At 73.8% G+C, this 15,423-nt stretch carries 16 protein-coding genes and 1 pseudogene; 5 read left to right on the forward strand and 12 right to left on the reverse strand.

Annotated elements, in window-relative coordinates; translation table 11 throughout:
• Positions 1–7: 7 nt before the first annotated feature.
• The 4 genes from SGLAU_RS28810 to SGLAU_RS28825 all read right to left on the reverse strand — a co-directional run bounded on the left by SGLAU_RS28810 (position 8) and on the right by SGLAU_RS28825 (position 4,094).
• Entirely contained in the window at positions 8–1,189 is a 1,182-nt protein-coding gene (locus tag SGLAU_RS28810) for a PP2C family protein-serine/threonine phosphatase (RefSeq protein WP_078957947.1), read from the reverse strand.
• 237 nt (positions 1,190–1,426) lie between these two features.
• Positions 1,427–2,077, reverse strand: a complete 651-nt coding sequence (locus SGLAU_RS28815) for a zf-HC2 domain-containing protein (RefSeq protein WP_043505458.1) — start codon at positions 2,075–2,077, stop codon at positions 1,427–1,429.
• Between the two features lie 807 nt (positions 2,078–2,884).
• Entirely contained in the window at positions 2,885–3,400 is a 516-nt protein-coding gene (locus SGLAU_RS28820; RefSeq protein WP_043505459.1) for a hypothetical protein, read from the reverse strand.
• A 148-nt stretch (positions 3,401–3,548) separates the two neighbouring features.
• Positions 3,549–4,094, reverse strand: coding sequence for a sigma-70 family RNA polymerase sigma factor (locus SGLAU_RS28825; RefSeq protein ID WP_043507197.1), 546 nt, complete (start codon positions 4,092–4,094; stop codon positions 3,549–3,551).
• Between the two features lie 223 nt (positions 4,095–4,317).
• Here SGLAU_RS28825 and SGLAU_RS28830 point away from each other — a divergent pair, with 223 nt between their 5' ends.
• Positions 4,318–5,484 (forward strand): CapA family protein, encoded by a 1,167-nt coding sequence (locus SGLAU_RS28830; RefSeq protein WP_043505460.1) that lies wholly within the window; start codon positions 4,318–4,320, stop codon positions 5,482–5,484.
• Positions 5,485–5,506: 22 nt separating this feature from the next.
• On the opposite strand, the gene SGLAU_RS28835 is transcribed toward SGLAU_RS28830, so the two are convergent.
• A complete protein-coding gene (locus SGLAU_RS28835; RefSeq protein ID WP_043505461.1) occupies positions 5,507–5,980 on the reverse strand; it encodes a MarR family winged helix-turn-helix transcriptional regulator in 474 nt (157 codons plus the stop codon).
• A 57-nt stretch (positions 5,981–6,037) separates the two neighbouring features.
• On the opposite strand from SGLAU_RS28835, the gene SGLAU_RS28840 reads away from it, so the two are divergent.
• Positions 6,038–6,853 (forward strand): alpha/beta fold hydrolase, encoded by an 816-nt coding sequence (locus tag SGLAU_RS28840; protein WP_043505462.1) that lies wholly within the window; start codon positions 6,038–6,040, stop codon positions 6,851–6,853.
• Here the strand turns inward: SGLAU_RS28840 and SGLAU_RS28845 are convergent.
• Complete coding sequence (locus SGLAU_RS28845) at positions 6,840–8,261, reverse strand: amino acid permease (RefSeq protein ID WP_043505464.1); 1,422 nt, start codon at positions 8,259–8,261, stop codon at positions 6,840–6,842. The genes SGLAU_RS28840 and SGLAU_RS28845 overlap by 14 nt on opposite strands.
• A 150-nt stretch (positions 8,262–8,411) precedes the next feature.
• Entirely contained in the window at positions 8,412–8,873 is a 462-nt protein-coding gene (locus SGLAU_RS28850) for a universal stress protein (protein ID WP_043505465.1), read from the reverse strand.
• Positions 8,874–9,021: 148 nt separating this feature from the next.
• Here SGLAU_RS28850 and SGLAU_RS28855 point away from each other — a divergent pair, with 148 nt between their 5' ends.
• Entirely contained in the window at positions 9,022–9,864 is an 843-nt protein-coding gene (locus tag SGLAU_RS28855; RefSeq protein ID WP_208868959.1) for a polysaccharide deacetylase family protein, read from the forward strand.
• Positions 9,865–9,894: 30 nt separating this feature from the next.
• On the opposite strand, the gene SGLAU_RS28860 is transcribed toward SGLAU_RS28855, so the two are convergent.
• Together SGLAU_RS28860 and SGLAU_RS36830 are read right to left on the reverse strand one after the other, a co-directional pair.
• Positions 9,895–10,569, reverse strand: coding sequence for a class F sortase (locus tag SGLAU_RS28860; RefSeq protein ID WP_043505466.1), 675 nt, complete (start codon positions 10,567–10,569; stop codon positions 9,895–9,897).
• Positions 10,570–11,003: 434 nt separating this feature from the next.
• Positions 11,004–11,321 carry a hypothetical protein gene (locus SGLAU_RS36830; RefSeq protein ID WP_052413945.1) on the reverse strand — a complete coding sequence of 106 codons (318 nt, stop codon included), beginning with the start codon at positions 11,319–11,321 and terminating at the stop codon, positions 11,004–11,006.
• A gap of 7 nt (positions 11,322–11,328) precedes the next feature.
• Here SGLAU_RS36830 and SGLAU_RS36835 point away from each other — a divergent pair.
• A pseudogene (locus SGLAU_RS36835) lies at positions 11,329–11,792 on the forward strand (hypothetical protein).
• Between the two features lie 78 nt (positions 11,793–11,870).
• On the opposite strand, the gene SGLAU_RS28870 reads toward SGLAU_RS36835, so the two are convergent.
• From SGLAU_RS28870 to SGLAU_RS36780, 3 genes are all read right to left on the reverse strand, one after another.
• Positions 11,871–12,389: a hypothetical protein gene (locus tag SGLAU_RS28870; RefSeq protein ID WP_043505467.1), complete on the reverse strand. Its 519-nt coding sequence runs from the start codon at positions 12,387–12,389 to the stop codon at positions 11,871–11,873.
• 225 nt (positions 12,390–12,614) lie between these two features.
• Positions 12,615–13,379 (reverse strand): DUF4239 domain-containing protein, encoded by a 765-nt coding sequence (locus SGLAU_RS28875; RefSeq protein ID WP_078957948.1) that lies wholly within the window; start codon positions 13,377–13,379, stop codon positions 12,615–12,617.
• A gap of 15 nt (positions 13,380–13,394) precedes the next feature.
• Positions 13,395–13,523, reverse strand: a complete 129-nt coding sequence (locus tag SGLAU_RS36780) for a hypothetical protein (protein ID WP_279628012.1) — start codon at positions 13,521–13,523, stop codon at positions 13,395–13,397.
• Between the two features lie 765 nt (positions 13,524–14,288).
• Here SGLAU_RS36780 and SGLAU_RS28885 point away from each other — a divergent pair.
• Positions 14,289–15,269: an SCO0930 family lipoprotein gene (locus SGLAU_RS28885; RefSeq protein WP_043505470.1), complete on the forward strand. Its 981-nt coding sequence runs from the start codon at positions 14,289–14,291 to the stop codon at positions 15,267–15,269.
• Positions 15,270–15,423: the final 154 nt, after the last annotated feature.

The raw sequence follows: 15,423 nt of genomic DNA on the forward strand, positions 1-15,423 counted from the left end.
AGCCGGCTCACCGCGCCGGCGGCCACCACTCGATCAGCACGATCGTCGCGTCGTCCCGCAGCCGGCCCGGCTGGGCGTCCAGGATGGAGTGGATCAGCCGGCGTAGCGTCTCCGGCGCCAGCTCGCGGGCGGCCGTGGCCCGGATGACCTCGTCGGCGAACCGCTCCAGGCCGAACAAGTCGCCGTCACGGGTGCGCGCCTCCGTCACGCCGTCCGTGTACAGCAGCACCCGGTCCCCGGGCTGGAGGCCGATCTCGTGGATCGTCCGCCGCCGCCCGGCGAGCAGGGACGGCAGCCCCATCGGCGGATCCGCGTCCCGCTCCAGCGCGTCGACCTGGAGCCGCCGGCCCCGGATCAGCAGCGGCGCCGGGTGCCCGCAGTTGGCCCAGCGCAGCCGGCCCTCGGCGAGGTCGACCTGCGTGAGCACACCGGTGCAGAACTGGTCGGGCAGCCACTGCGTCAGCGCGTCGTCGACGCACTTGACCAGCTCCGGCAGATCGGCGCCGATGCGCCGCGCGTTGCGGCAGGCGGACATCGACACCGCGGTGGTCAGCCCGGAGGCCAGGTTGTGGCCCATGGCGTCGAAGACCGAGGCGTGCAGGGTGGACTCGGTGAGCGAGTGGTCGAAGGCGTCGCCGCCGAGGTCGTAGGCGGGCTCCAGGACGGCCGTGGACACCACGTGCGCGGTGCCGATCGTGCGGGGCGGCAGGAAGGCGCGCAGCATCTCCGCGGGCAGCCGCATCGGCTCGGTCCTGGTCCGCCGGACGAAGGTGTCCTTGTAGGCGCGTCGGGAGGTGACCATCATCGCCAGCAGGGTCGCGAGACTGCGGCTGCGGCGCAGCGTGGCCGGGCTGAGGGAGGGCTGGTGCACCGCCAGCACGCCCAGCCGTTCGGCGCCGTCCACGAGCGGCAGCCACGCCGTCATCCCGCCGTGCTCGGCCTCCTCCACGCGAAGGGACTGGGTGCGGTACGTCCAGCCGGCCAGGGACTCGTCGATGGACAGCGCGGAGGCGACGTCGGTCAGCGGCACCAGTTCGCGCTGCTGGAGATCGGCGAGGTAGACCACCGAGTGTTGGAGCCCGAGCGCCCTGGAGCAGCGGGCCACCGCGGTGGTCAGGTCCAGCGCCGGAGTCTCCGGGTCGGCGAGGAACTCCTCCAGCAGACCGTCACCGGTCTCTCCCGTCGCCACGTCTCTCCCCTCGTCGGGACCGCGGGGCGCGGTCGGATCGCTTCCCCCAGCAGTCTCACACCGCCGCCCGCGCCCCGCCCGGCGGCCGGGGCGGCGGGATCGGCGCCACCTCGGCACGGGTGAGGGGTCCCGGTCGCCGGGGTGCCGCGGCCCTCCGCGGGGCACGTCCCCGGCCGCTCGGGCGGACCCGCGCCCGGCCGCGCCGGGAGACCTCCGGCCAGGAGGAGGACGGGGCGGTCACGGCGGGTCGAGGGCCACGAGCCGCTCCCCGGCCGCCGTCCGCACCTCGTAGCGGTCGATCTGGCCGGGGTGCAGGGCCGCCGAACCCTCCACGGTCGTCTCCCGGGCATCGTGCCGGGGCACTGCCCAGGTGGCCAGGGTCTCCTCCGAACCGTCGTGCCCGACGGCGACGAGCCGGCAGACGCGCGGGCCGGCCCCGTCCGCCACCTTCAGCTCCACCCGGCTGCCCGACGCGGTGTCCTCGGCCGTCACCCGCGCCCACACCCCGGACCGCGGGTCGGTCGCCTCGATCCGTGTGCCCGCGGGCTCCCCGCCCAGGGCGGCGAGCGTCACCCACGGTCCGGCCACCACCGCGACGGCCGTCGCGGCGACCGCGTACAGCAGCCGGCGGCGCCGGGCGCGCCGGCGGGCCAGCACCTCGCCGAGCAGCCGGTCGAGCAGGCGGGCACCGGGCCCGGCCGCCGGGTGCACCGAGCGCGGCGTCGCCTGCCGGTAGAGCATCAACTGCCGCGTCACCGGCCCGAATTCGGTGACCTGTGACGAGCAGCGGGGGCATTCCATGAGGTGGTCCTCGAAGTGGAAGGCCTCCGCCTCGTCCAGCACGCCGAGCGCGTACGCGCCGACGTCGCGATGCCTCTCCAGGGACATGCCGCATCCTCGTGCCGTGGGGTGGGGTGGGGGTGACTCCGTGCTCCCATCCGTACGCACGCCACGCCCCGATCACTCAAGCCGTGGCCGTAATCACGGCCAAGTCATTCGGAGCCGCCGGGCACGCGGATTGGTGGGAGCGGAGAAATCGGCGAAGCGCCTCGGCCGGGCCGCGGGGCCGGCGCGCGCCGCGTGTGGCTGCCCGGGAGGAGAGGGCTGACGAGACGCGGGAGCCGGAGGCGCGTCGCGGGGGGCGCGGCTCGATGCGCCGCCGGGGGCGGGGCCCGGCGAGGGAGGCCGGTCGCGGGGCGGGGGCCGGCAGCCGGTCCCGCCTCCTGCCCGGCTCGTGCGGACCGGGGGCCGGGCCGTGCAGCGGGGCGGGTCCGCGCGGCCGGCTAGGGGTGAACGGGCTCGGGGTAGCCCGTGGGGGCCCACGGCGGGTCGGGGGCGGGCCGGGGCGGTCCGGGCCGGGGGCCGGGGCCGTGTCCTGTCCGGCTCGTGCGGATCGGGGGCCGAGCCGCACGGGGCGGGGCCCGCAGGGCCCGCGAGGGGTGAATGGGCCCGGGGCAGCCCGTGGGGGCCCACGGCGGGTCGGGGCCAAGCCTGGGGCGGGCCGGGGCGGTCCGGGGTCGGGGCCGCGTCCTGTCCGGCTCGTGCGGACCGGGGCCGGGCCGTGCACGGGGGCGGGGCCTGCGGGGCCCGCGAGGGATGAACGGGCCCGAGGCAACCCGTGGGGCCCGCAACGGGTCCGGGGCGGGCCCAGGGCGGCCCAAGGCGGTCCGGGGCCCGGAGTGGGTGCGGGGTGGGCTAGAAGAGGTGGATGGCGAGGTGGCCCAGGGGGAGGCCGAGCTGCCAGGCCGGGGTCCATACCTTCGGCCCGTCGTCCTCGCCGGTCACCGGCCCGCCGCCCGGCACCGCGTTCAGGTCGGGCGCGAGCAGCTCGGTCTCCTCCAGCCAGCGCCAGGCCGCCTCAGCCAGCTCCAGGTCCGGCGCGGGCCCGCCCCGCTCGGCGGCCTCCGCCGCGACCTGCGCCAGCCGCTCGCGCACCCAGTCCTGCCAGGGCTGGTCGTACGCCGTCAGGGACAGCCAGGTGTCCAGCTGGGAGACGACCCGGATGCCGGGCAGCCCGCCGTCGGTGTCGGACAGGAAGATGGTGAGCGCCAGCGCGTCCCGGCCCGCCCGGAACTCGAACGACGTCGGCGGCATGAGGTCGCCGGTCCGCAGCACTTCGTCGGCGATGTACTCGGCGTACAACCAGGCCATGGGAACGGTGAGTTCACCGCCGCCGGTGCCGTCCGTGCCCTGGTGACCTCTGTGGAGCATCCCTTCCTGCCTTCCTCCGGTGCGTGCGCGTCGCCCGACCCCGGGCCCGTGGGACCTGTCCCCGTCCGGAACACGGATGAGGACAGCCGATTACTCAACGGGGGTCGTCGGCAAGGCGCTTTACGGAGGTTTGACTCGGCCGTCGGTTTCACCGCAGGTCGGGTGCGTAGCCCGGAAGCACCCGGCGCAGGGCGCGCAGCGCGTAGTACGCGCGGGACTTCACGGTACCGGGCGGAATCCCCAGCGTGTGCGCCGCTTCCGCCACACTCGCCCCCTGGAAGTACACCAGCACCAGGACTTCACGGTGCTCCGGAGTGAGTGTCTTCACAGCCTCCCGCACGTCGAGCGTCGCGGCGGCCCGTTCGGCGTGATCGGAGATCACCCGGGCGTTCTCCAGGACCGCATCCCCGACCTCCGGCGGCCGTGCCTGGCGCGCCCGCCGGGCGTCGATGGCGAGCCGCCGGGCGACGGTCAGCAGCCAGGGCCGTACGGAGTCGAAGTCGTCGGCGCGCAGCGCCTCGGGGTGCTGCCAGGCGCGCAGCAGGGTCTCCTGGACGAGGTCCTCGGCGCGCTGCCGGTCGCCGTCGCAGAGCCGCAGCAGCAGCGCGAAGAGCGGTCGGCCGTGCTCCCGCTGGAGCGCGGCGAGCTCGTGCTCGGCGGTCGTCTGGTGGGTGAGGGTGGTTCCGGCCGTCATGGCCGTATCGCATCGCAGGGCGCCGCCGCGGGACAGGGCGCGCACACGGCTCTGCGACGGACGGTCGAACGCGTCGACGAACGGTTCGACGAACGGTCCCGGGTGCCCCGCCGCGCGTCCGACCGCGCACACCGGACGGGTTAAAGGGCCCCCCGGGACTGTTTGCCGTCTCCTGCAGCTTCGTACCTATTCGTTGGTAGATACGACCGCACTGGGGAAGCTGATGATCGTACGCATCGCACGCAGACGGCAGGTCGCCCTGGCCCTGACGGCCCTGCTCGCCGCCGGCGCCGCCTGCCAGGCGCAGCACCAGCAGCAGTCCGGGGGGACGGGCCGTCCCGCGCCCTCCGCCGCCGGCCCTCGCGGATTCACCCTCGTCGCCTCCGGTGACGTGCTGCCGCACACCTCGGTGATCGACCGCGCGCGCTTCGACGCGGGCGGCCAGGGGTACGACTTCCGGCCGATGCTCTCCGCCGTCCGCCCCGTCGTCGCCCGCGCGGACCTGGCGCTGTGCCACATGGAGACGGTGTACGGCGCGAACGGCGACTACAGCGGCCACCCGCCCTTCAAGTCGCCGTCCGAGATCGCCCAGGGCCTCGCCGACACCGGCTACGACGGCTGCTCCACCGCCTCCAGCCACACCCTGGACGACGGCGCGGAGGGCATCCGCCGCACCCTGGACGCCCTCGACCGGGCGGGCGTACGGCATGCCGGATCGGCGCGCGCCGAGGTGGAGGCGCGCACCGTGACCCTGCTCCAGGCCGGCGCCGCGCGGGTGGCCCACCTCGCCTACACCTACGGCACCGGCGGCCGCCCGCTCCCCGATGGCCAGCCCTGGGCGGTGAACCTGATCGACGAGGGCCGCATCCTCGCCGAGGCGCGGGCCGCCCGGGAGGCGGGCGCGGACGTGGTGGTGCTCTCCCTGCACTGGGGCACCGAATGGCAGGACGAGCCGGACCCGCAGCAGCTGGCGCTGGCCGAACGGCTCACCGCGTCCGCCTCGCGGGGCCGCCCCGACATCGACCTGATCCTCGGCACGCACGCCCACGTCCCGCAGGCCTACGAGAAGATCAACGGCATCTGGGTGGTCTACGGCATGGGCGCCCAGGTCGCCGGCCAGATGTACGACCACGCGGGCGTCCCCGACCCGCGCGGCAACCAGTCCACCGTCGCCCGTTTCACCTTCGCCCCGCCCGCCAGGCCCGGCGGGCGCTGGGAGGTGGCCCGGGCGGAGTTCGTCCCCCAGCTCTTCGACATCGACGCCGGCCGGGTGGTCGACCTGAACCGCGCCCTCGCCCAGGGCGCCGACGTGCGCGGGGTGCGCGACCGCATCCGCGACGTGGTGCTCAGCCGGGGCGCGGCCGAGGACGGGCTGCTGATGGCGGAGTAGGTCCGTCGCGGCGCGGCGCCGGTCAGTTCACGTCCACGTGGTCGAACACCTTCAGCATCTCGCCGAGCACCCGCAGGCAGGCCGTCACCTCCGCCTCGGTCAGCCCGCCGCCCACCTCGCGCATCACCGTGTGCTCCCGGGCGAGGACAGCGGTGATCGCCGACCTGCCCTCGTCCGTGAGCCGGATCAGCGAGGACCGCTGGTGGGCGGGGTTGGGGATGCTCTCGACCAGGCCGCGGGCCGTCGCCTCGTTGACCATGCGCTGCACGAACTGCCGGCTGATGGCCTGGGCGCGGCCCATCTGGGGGACGGTCAGGGGCCCGTGCCTGCGCAGCAGGTCCAGTACGGCCCGCACGCCGACGGACAGGCCCTCGACGGCCTCGCCCTGTTCGACCGCCCGCTGCACCCGCCGGTACAGCGGGCCGACCAGGTCGAAGACCTCGGTGAGGCGGTGGCCGAGTTCATCGGGCGGGAGGGGCTTGCCGGTGTCACTCACCCGGCCATCATGACATCTCGGTTGTCAAACCGCGAGGAAGATGACACCTTGGTTGTCATGAATGTTGCTGCGGACCTCCGCTCCTTCCCCTCTGCCGACGGTGACCTCGCCTATCTCGACACCGGCTCAGGGGACCTCGTGGTCCTGATCCACTCCGGGTTCACCGACCACCGGTTCTGGGACGACCAGATCCCCGCCCTCGCCGCCCATCACCGGGTGATCGCCCCCGACGTCCGCGGCCACGGCTGGTCGGCCAACGCCTCCCGGCCGTTCACCTGGGCCGGCGACCTCGCCGCCCTGCTGCGCCACGTCGACGCCGGGCCCGCGGTCCTGGTCGGGGTGTCGATGGGCGGGGCGATCGTCACCGACACCCTGCTGGAGCACCCGGACCTCGTGCGGGCGGCCGTCGTCAGCGGCTCCGCGACCGCCGACTGGCAGTACACGGACCCCTGGCACCAGGAGATCCAGGCCGAATACGCCCGCACCCTGGGCGCGGGAGACATCGAGGGCTGGCTCGACGCCTTCGTCCGCGTCGTTCCCGGTGAGCACCGCGGCGCCGACGAGATCGACCCGGCCATCCCGCGTCGGCTGCGCGAGATGGCCCGGCACACGATCTCCAAGCACACCCCCGGCGAGAAGGACTGGCTCGTCCACTCGACCGACAGCTGGTCCCGCGTGCCCGGCATCCGCGTCCCGGTGCTCACCGTCAACGGCGCCCTGGAGCCCGCCGACCTGCTCGCCGCGGCGGAGCGGCTCGCCGCCGCGGCACCCGGCGGCCGCTCCGTCACCATCGAGGGCGCGGGCCACTACCTCAACCTGGAGAAGCCGCGGGAGTACAACGCCGTCCTGCTGGACTTCCTCAGCTCCCTGTAGGAGCCGCCAGCTTGGAGTGCCGGTACGAGTAGGTGAAGTAGAGCACCAGCCCGACCGCGAACCACACGGCGAACCGCACCCAGGTCTGCCACTGCAGGAACGTGATCAGCCAGATCGAGAACACCACGCCCACGGCCGGCACGAACGGCATCCACGGCGTCCGGAAGGTGCGGGGCAGCTCCGGCTGCCGGTAGCGCAGCACGATCACCGCCACGCACACCACCACGAAGGCCAGCAGGATGCCGATGTTGGTCAGCTCGGCCGCCTCGCCGATCGGCAGGAACCCGGCGATGGCGGCCGACGCCACCCCGACGATCCAGGTCACCCGGGTCGGCACGTGCCGGGTCGGGTGCGTCTTGGCGAACCACGGCGGCAGCAGCCCGTCCCGGGACATGGCGAACCAGACCCGGGTGACCCCGAGCATGAACGTGAACATCACGGTGAGGATGCCGATGATCGCGCCCACCGCGATCACGTCCGCGAGCCCGGTCAGCCCCACCGACTTGAAGGCGGTGGAGAACCCGCTCTCCTTGTCGATCTCGCTGTAGTGCTGCATCCCGGTCAGCACCAGGCAGGCCGCCACGTACAGCACCATCGAGATGACCAGCGAGTAGATGATCGCCTTTGGCATGTGCCGCTGGGCGTCCTTCGACTCCTCGGCCGCCGTCGACATCGCGTCGTAGCCGAACACCGCGAAGAACACGGTCGCGGCACCGGTGAAGGCACCGCTCACCCCGTAGGGGAAGAACGGGTTGTAGTTCGACGTGTCGATGTGGAACACCCCGACGCCGATGACCAGCAGCACCACCAGCACCTTCAGCACCACGACCACCGTCTCGAAACGGGCCGCGTTCCGGATGCCGAGCGTCAACAGGTAGGCGATCAGCAGACACAGCAGCGCCGCGAACAGGTCGATCCGGTGCCCTTCGCCGGTGCCCGGCGCCCCCAGCATCCAGGCGGGCAGATCGGCGCCCATCTCGTTCACCAGGAAGCTGAAGTAGCCGGAGATGCCGATCGCGACCACCGCCACGATCGCCGTGTACTCCAGCAGCAGGTCCCAGCCGATGAACCAGCCCGCCAGCTCGCCCAGCACCGCGTAGCCGTACGTGTAGGCGGAGCCCGCCTTCGGGATCAGCCCCGCGAACTCGGCGTACGACAGCGCCGCCGCGGCGCTTGCCACACCGGCGATCAGGAACGAGACCAGCACCGCCGGCCCCGCCGTGCCGTTGGCGACCGTGCCCGCGAGCGTGAAGATGCCCGCGCCGATGATGCCGCCGACCCCGATCGCGGTCAGCTGCCCCAGTCCCAGGGAGCGGTCGAGGCGGGTGCCCTCGCCGACCTCCGTCTCCTCGATGTGTTCGATGGGTTTGCGGCGGAGAACCCCTTCGCCCGCCCGGAGCCCGGCCATGCGCCTCACCTCTTCGCGATCGGCAAACGGCTGACGGCGGATCATGATGACTCAGCCGACGACCCGAGGGAAGACGCCACGCACGGCGGACCGGGCAGGAAGCCACGGAAGAGGCGCGGACAGGGACGTCCCCGCGGCGAACGGCGGAGGCTACGGCACCACCGTCACCGGCCAGCGCCCCGCCTTGACCAGCCGCACCGCGACCGAGCCCACGATCCGGTGGCCCGCCTGCTCGGAAGCGCCGACGACCACCGCGTCGGCCTTCAGCTCGTCCGCCGCCTTCACCAGCCCGTAGAAGGGGTCGCCGTGGAAGGTGTGGAACTCCCACCGCACCTCGAAGATCCCCTTGACCCGCTCGGCCGCCTCACGGATCTGCGCCACCAGGTCCTCGGCGATCTCGTCGGTGGTGACGGCGACCGGCGCCCCGAGCGCCGCGCCCGCCGCCTGCACCGGCTGCACGTACACCACCGCGAGCAGCGCGCGCTGCCGCCGGGCCAGCCCGCTCGCGTAGGCCGCCGCCCGCAGCGAGGAGTCCGAGCCGTCCACGCCCACCAGGACGACCTTCGGCCCGTCCGTGCCCCGTTCGAACCGGTACGAGTGCTGTTCCGTCACGGCCCGAGGCTACCGGAACCGGTGCTTCCCGCTCCCGGCGCGGGGGAGGACCGGCTCACGTCCCGGCATGCGCCGCACGGGTGGATTCCTGCCGCCGCACCGGTGCCGCCGTGGTGCGCCGGGTCCGGGCCGGGCGACTGATGAGTGCATGAAGAAGGATCAGTTGACCAGCCGGCGCCGGGCCCTGCTCGCCGGTGCCGCCGCGCTGGGCGCGGCCGGCGCCGCCGCCGGGCTGTTCGGCCTCGGCGCGGGCGAGGAGGCGGTCCGCGCCCCCGCCCCCGCCGCCCCCGGCCCCCCGGCACGGCGTCCGCTCAGGCCGTCGGCCTACCGCCTCCAGCCCCTGACCGGCTACGGACCGCCCCGGGCCGTGCCCGGCCGCCCCCCGGTCCGGCGCAGGCCGCTGCTCAGCGTGTCCGGCATCGGCCGCACCATGGTGCTCACCTTCGACGACGGACCCGACCCCCGCTACACCCCGGACATCCTGGACACCCTGCGCGCCTACGACGTGCGCGCGATGTTCTTCGTCTGCGGGGAGATGGCCGCGGCCCACCCGCACCTGCTCGTGCGGATGGCCGACGAGGGCCACGTCGTCGGCAACCACACCTGGTCCCACCCGCTGCTCACCCGGCTCACCGGCGCCCGGATCCGCACCGAGATGGAGCGCACCTGCGACGTCATCGAGGACACCTACGGGGAGCGGCCCCGCTGGTTCCGCGCACCCTACGGCGCCTGGAACCGGGCGGCCTTCCGCATCGGCGCCGAACTCGGCATGGAACCCCTCGCCTGGACCGTCGACACCCTGGACTGGACGGAACCCGGCACCCGCACGATCGTCGACCGGGTGGCCGACGGGGCCGCCCCCGGGGTGGTGGTGCTCTCCCACGACGCCGGCGGCGACCGTTCGCAGAGCGTGCGGGCGCTGCGCTCCTATCTGCCGGAGCTGCTGGACGCGGGCTACCGCATCACCGTGCCCAGCCGCCTCCAGGTCTGACGACCGGCGCCCGCCGGGCCGGGGCCCGCCTCAGCGGACCTCGACCAGGCGGGCGAACGCGACCACGTTGCCGTTGTAGCCGTTCTGCTGCGAGAAACCGCCTCCGCAGGTGATGACCCGCAGTTCCGGGGCGCCCTTGGAGGCGTACACGCGGTCCCCGGGGAAGTTGTTCTTGTCGAAGACCTCGATGCCGTAGATCTCGAACACGGCGGTCTTCCCGTCCCCGCGGCCGATCTCGACGTGATGTCCCTGCTTCAGCGCGCCGAGACCGTAGAAGACGGCGGGTCCCTGCTTGTTGTCGACATGGCCGACGACGACGGCCGTGCCCTTCTCGCCGGGCGACACGGCGCCGGTGAACCAGCCCGCCAGGTTCGGGTCCTCCGGTGGCGGGGCGTCCACCCAGCCCTCCGCGTCCAGGCCGACCGGGATCACGGGCGCGTCGACCTGGATGGCCGGGATCCGCACCCGGTCCGGCACGGCGTACGGCAGCGGCTGCACGGCCTGTCCGAACGTGTCGCGCACGACGGCGCTGTCCGCGGCCGCCGCCGACGCGGGCTGGGGCGGGCCCACGTCGAACTCCCCCGAACCGTTCCGGATGAGCGCGAGACCCGTCAGCAGAACAAGCGCTATCACGCCCCACGGGGCGCGCTTCTTCCGCCGCTCCTCCGCTTCGGCCAGCTCGGCGGACAGCTCGGACGCAGACATTCGCCATCCCCTTTCGACGCGGCCGTCGCCACGTCAATTCGCGCTTACGAGAACGCTAAATGCCGTCCGCGGAAGCGGCGACGGGTCAACGGCGAACGGGTGGTGCCCGAGACGGGCAGGTGCGCCATCCGAGTTGCCCTGAGCAGGAATTTTCTGACGGTCCGTGACCTGCGGCGATATCCGATTGTGTGGTTTTCTTCCGGCGTGTTGCCTCACCAGGACGGACCATTGCCGAAATGCGGGTCCTCGCGGGGCGACTGAGGGTCTTTCCCGGGAGGCGCTTTCTCGCCGATCGACCGGGGACGGGCCCCGGGGCGTCTTCCGCGGAGGATCACATGCGTAACTATCGTGCTCTGGCGGTCTCCGCTGCCGCGGTCGCCGCCCTCGGCCTCACGGCCCCGGAGGCCGTCGCGTGGGACGACACGAGCGGCAATTCAGGCGGGAACTCGGGCGGCATCTGGGGCGGGAACGGCAACGGGGGTGACGGCCAGGGCGGGAACGGGGGTGACGGCCAGGGTGGGGACGGGGGTGGCGGCCAGAGCGGCAACGGGGGCGGTCACGGCGGCCAGGGCGGGAACGGCGGCGGCAACGGCGGCCAGGGCGGGAACGGCGGCGGCAACGGGGGTGGGAACGGCGGCAACTGGGGTGGGCACTGGGGCGGCGGTCAGGGCGGCAACGGTGGGGGTCAGGGCGGTAACGGTGGGGGCCAAGGTGGCAACGGCGGCGGCCAGGGCGGCAACGGCGGTGGTCACGGTGGCAATGGTGGGGGTCAGGGCGGTAACGGCGGTGGTCAGGGCGGCAACGGCGGCCACCACGGCAAGTCGCCGAGCAACATCGTGGCCCTGCCCGGCGTGATCGCCCGCGGAGGACAGCTCACGATCACCGTCGACGGCTGCCCGCGCGGCGGCACGGCCACGTCCGCCGCCTTCCCGACGACGGCCCTCACCCCGGTCCACGGCACCAACCAGACCGCCCGGGGCACCGCCACCATCCACCCGAACGCCCGCCCCGGCTCCTACGACATCACGGTCCACTGCTCCGGCCGGACCCTCACCCGGCCGGCGGCCTTCACCGTCCTCGGCGGCGTCCGCGGCGGCATCGGGGGCAGCAGCTCCCACGGCGCCACGCCGGCCGACATCGCCATCGGCGGCGGGCTGGTCGCGGCGGCCGTCATCGGCGGCGGCGTGTTCTGGATGCGGCGCCGCTCCGAGAAGCGGATCTGATCCGGGAGAGGTCCCGGCCGCCGCACACCCCACCCCTCGGACGGCACCGTCCGAGGGGTGGGGTGTGCGGCGGCCGTCTCAGGCGCCGTCGTCGCCGGTACGGCGGCGGGACAGGAGGTACGCGGCGCCGACCGAACCCGTGACGAGCAGGACGCCCAGCCCGGTCTCCCGCAGGTCGAACCCGGCGGCGGTGCCGCCCTCACCGGCGTGCGCGCCCCGGCTGGGCACGATGGGCGCGGGGGTGGGGGGACGGCTCGGCCGGCCGCCCGCGACGGTGACGTCCGACGTCCGCCAGAAGGTGCCGCAGTGGAACCTGATCTCGTAACTGGCGCCCGCCTCGACGTCCCGGTCGACGACGGCCTTGGCGTGCGACTCGCCCTTGCGGATGACGACGTCCTCGAAGATGCCCGAGCTGATGCGGACGTCCGTGGCGCAGCCGACGGCGTGGAGTGTCACCTGGCCGCCGGCCGGGATGGTCCGGGGCAGCACGGTGCCCTGGAAACCGGTCTCGTCACCGCGCGCGTGCGCGGCGGGAGCGGTGAGGCCGAGGGCGGTGAGGCCCAGCAGTGCGGCCGAGGCGACGCGTATCGCGCGCATGGTGAATCCTCCGGTCCCCGAGGAGCAGCCGCGGACCTTCTCCGCTCACGCCAGAAATGCACCTCGGTGACCGAAACGCTAGGAATGCCGGTGCGAGGGCGCGATCGCAGGCGCGCGAACGGGTCACGCGGATGGGCCGCTCGGGGGAACCGCGTTCCCTCCGCCGGGGGACGGAACCGGCGTGGCGGCGGCCTTCGGCCGAGTGCACGGATCCAGGGGACCCCGTCAGCGTCCGGCGTCCGGGAACAGGTCGAGGAACGGTTCCGCCGTCGCCGTGATGCCCCGGCTGTAGGGCGCGTCGAAGTCCCAGATGAGGAACAGCATGAAGGCGATCAGCGCGGAGAACAGCACGGCGAGGATCAGTTCCCGGGGAGTGCGCCGGATCTGCAGGGCGAGGATCATTCCGATGGTGATCACGGCCCCGGTGATCAGGCCGAACCACACCACGCCCGGCATGGTCGGCTCGGTCGAGTCCGCGCGGGCGTTGCGCGCCTGGTCGGCGACGCTGATCTGGTCGATGAGCGGCTGGTAGGCCTGCGCCTCGAAATCGTCGCGCGGCTCGTAGTCGGTGAGGTCCACGCGGATGCGCCGCATCAGCTCGTCGCCGCGCTCGGTCACCGTGCCCTGGTCGGCCATCGCCTTCCACTCGGTGGTGACGACGTGTCCGACGTAGGTGTTGACATCCTCCCGGATCCGCTCGCGGACCTCGGGCGGATAGACCCGTACCCGCTCCGAGATCTCGTGCAGGGCCTGGGCCTCGGTGCGCACGTGGTCCTCCGCGGCGCCGCGCGCCTCCCAGACGCCCGCGATGGCCAGGCCCAGGACGATGGCGTAGATCACACCGATCCACATCGTCATGTACTCGATGACGTCCGGCGTCTCGCTGGGATCCTCGTCTTCGCGCGCGGCGCGATGGCGTACGAGGGTGATGGCGACCACCACCACGCAGGCGGCCACCATCGCGAGGGTGAGAACAAGCCATTCCGGCAACGGATTCCTCCAGGGTCAGCGTGGACGCAGCGCGGCGACGGCGAGCACCGCGGGGACGGTGATGAGCAGGACGTAGGTGACCGGCGAGGGAGCGTGCCGGATCTGCCGCTGACGCGGCGAGGCGCGATACTCCGGATAGGTCACCGGGGTCGCGGAGGGGCGCGGAGCGGGCTTCGGGGCCGGACTGGGGGGCGTGGGAGGAGGCGCCGGTGCGGGTGGTGGGGGCGGCGTGGGCCGGGTGACCGGCGGGGCCGGAGGTGGCTGGGGCGCCGGCGGAGGTGCCGGCCGCGGCGGTGGCGGGGTGGGCTTCGGCGGCGGCTTCGGTGTGGGGGCCGGAGGGGGCGGCGGTTTCGGCGGAGGCGGCTGGGGAGTGGGCGTCGGGGGCGGGGTCGGCGTGGGTGTCGGAGTGGGGGTGGGCGTCGGTGTCGGTGTCGGTGTCGGGGTCGGTGTGGGGGTCGGGGTCGGGCACGTGAGACTTCCCGCGACCGACACCGCCTCCGCGCCGCCCGGCCCGGTCGACGCCCAGGCGCAGGCATCGGCGACCGCGACACCGGCCGGCGCGCCGACGAGGGCCCACGTCAGCGCCGTCAGGGTGAGAGCCCTCGCGGTCACGGGTAAACGGGTCGGTTCGGATCCATGCACGCCGGAGATCATGAGGCCTGCCCGGCACCGGCACGCCGAGACGCCGGAGATATGACACGAAGGAGGGAAAAGGCCTTGCGCGGGTTTGGACGCCGCCAGGTACCGCACCCGCGCATCACCCCGGACGGCCGCCCGGGCCCGGCCCGCCCGGGAAGAAATCCGCCCGTCCGTTGAACGCACCCCCCGCCTCCGCCCGTACCCCCTGTCGAGCGGCGGCGCAGCAGGGCGCTGTGACTGCAAGAGCCTTGTGACGATGGGGAGTTGACAATGAAGACCTCCTGGCGGAGCGCCTCACTCGCGGCGGGTGCCGTGGTCGTGCTGGCGTTGACGACGGCGTGCGGCCAGGACGGCGGCGGGACCCAGCCGGCCAGTCAGAACGTCGGCGCGACGGCCGCGGCCGGCGGCTACGGCGGCACCGGCATCGGCAACGGCGGGACCGGCATCGGCAACGGCGCGGGGGCGGGTGCCGGTGCGCAGGCCACGGACCAGCAGGGCGCCGCGGCTGCCGCCGCCCCGGCCGGCAAGCTGGGCGTCTCCGCGAACGCGGAACTCGGCCGGGTCCTGACCGACGCCGACGGCCGCACCCTCTACCGGTTCGACGAGGACACCGCCGAACCCCCCAAGTCCAACTGCGAGGGCGAGTGCGCCACCGCCTGGCCCCCCGTCCCCGCGGACGACGCCTCGGCCGGCGCGGGCATCGACAAGAACCTGCTCGGCGAGGTCACCCGCGCCGACGGCACCAAACAGCTGACCGTCGGCGGCTGGCCGGCGTACCGCTACGCCAAGGACGTGGCTCCCGGCGAGACCAAGGGCCAGGGCGTCGGCGGCACATGGTACGCCCTCGCACCCGACGGCAAGAAGGCCACGCTCGCCGATCTGCCCGGACTGTCCACCCGCAAGGACCCCGAGCTCGGCGAGATCGTCGTCGACAAGAACGGCATGACGGTCTACCGCTTCATGAAGGACGAGGCCTGGCCGAAGCCGGTCTCCGCCTGCACCGGCGCCTGCCTGGAGAACTGGCCCGCCGTCGCGCCGGTCGAGGCGAACGACACCAAGGGGGTGCAGAAGAAGGGGCTGATGAGCTTCACCCGCCCGGACGGGACCAAGCAGCAGACCGTCAACTGCTGGCCCATCTACACCTTCAGCGGCGACACCGCCCCCGGCGACACCAACGGGCAGGGCGTGGGCGGCACCTGGTTCGCCGTGGCGCCCGACGGCAAGCCGATCGGTGCGCCGGAGAAGGAGTGACCCCCGCGAGCGGCGCCCCTGCCCGGCCCGCCGCACCCCACCGGTCCGCCCCCGCCGCTCCCCGCGGCGGGGGCGGACCGGTGTGACGGCATGCCCTCCGGCCTTGTCGGCACGGGAACTCTCCGGAACGCCACCGACACGGCGCGTGGATGCG

It is taken from the genome of Streptomyces glaucescens (assembly GCF_000761215.1).
Taxonomy (GTDB): Bacteria; Actinomycetota; Actinomycetes; order Streptomycetales; family Streptomycetaceae; genus Streptomyces; species Streptomyces glaucescens_B.

Excerpts from the sequence above, each read along its gene's own strand:
- SGLAU_RS28840 (WP_043505462.1), top strand. The coding sequence starts at position 6,038 with ATGAATGTTGCTGCGGACCTCCGCTCCTTCCCCTCTGCCGACGGTGAC.
- SGLAU_RS28870 (WP_043505467.1), bottom strand. The coding sequence starts at position 12,389 with ATGCGCGCGATACGCGTCGCCTCGGCCGCACTGCTGGGCCTCACCGCC.
- SGLAU_RS28855 (WP_208868959.1), top strand. The coding sequence starts at position 9,022 with ATGAAGAAGGATCAGTTGACCAGCCGGCGCCGGGCCCTGCTCGCCGGT.
- SGLAU_RS28825 (WP_043507197.1), bottom strand. The coding sequence starts at position 4,094 with ATGACGGCCGGAACCACCCTCACCCACCAGACGACCGCCGAGCACGAG.
- SGLAU_RS28845 (WP_043505464.1), bottom strand. The coding sequence starts at position 8,261 with ATGGCCGGGCTCCGGGCGGGCGAAGGGGTTCTCCGCCGCAAACCCATC.
- SGLAU_RS28820 (WP_043505459.1), bottom strand. The coding sequence starts at position 3,400 with ATGCTCCACAGAGGTCACCAGGGCACGGACGGCACCGGCGGCGGTGAA.
- SGLAU_RS28830 (WP_043505460.1), top strand. The coding sequence starts at position 4,318 with ATGATCGTACGCATCGCACGCAGACGGCAGGTCGCCCTGGCCCTGACG.
- SGLAU_RS28885 (WP_043505470.1), top strand. The coding sequence starts at position 14,289 with ATGAAGACCTCCTGGCGGAGCGCCTCACTCGCGGCGGGTGCCGTGGTC.
- SGLAU_RS28860 (WP_043505466.1), bottom strand. The coding sequence starts at position 10,569 with ATGTCTGCGTCCGAGCTGTCCGCCGAGCTGGCCGAAGCGGAGGAGCGG.
- SGLAU_RS28815 (WP_043505458.1), bottom strand. The coding sequence starts at position 2,077 with ATGTCCCTGGAGAGGCATCGCGACGTCGGCGCGTACGCGCTCGGCGTG.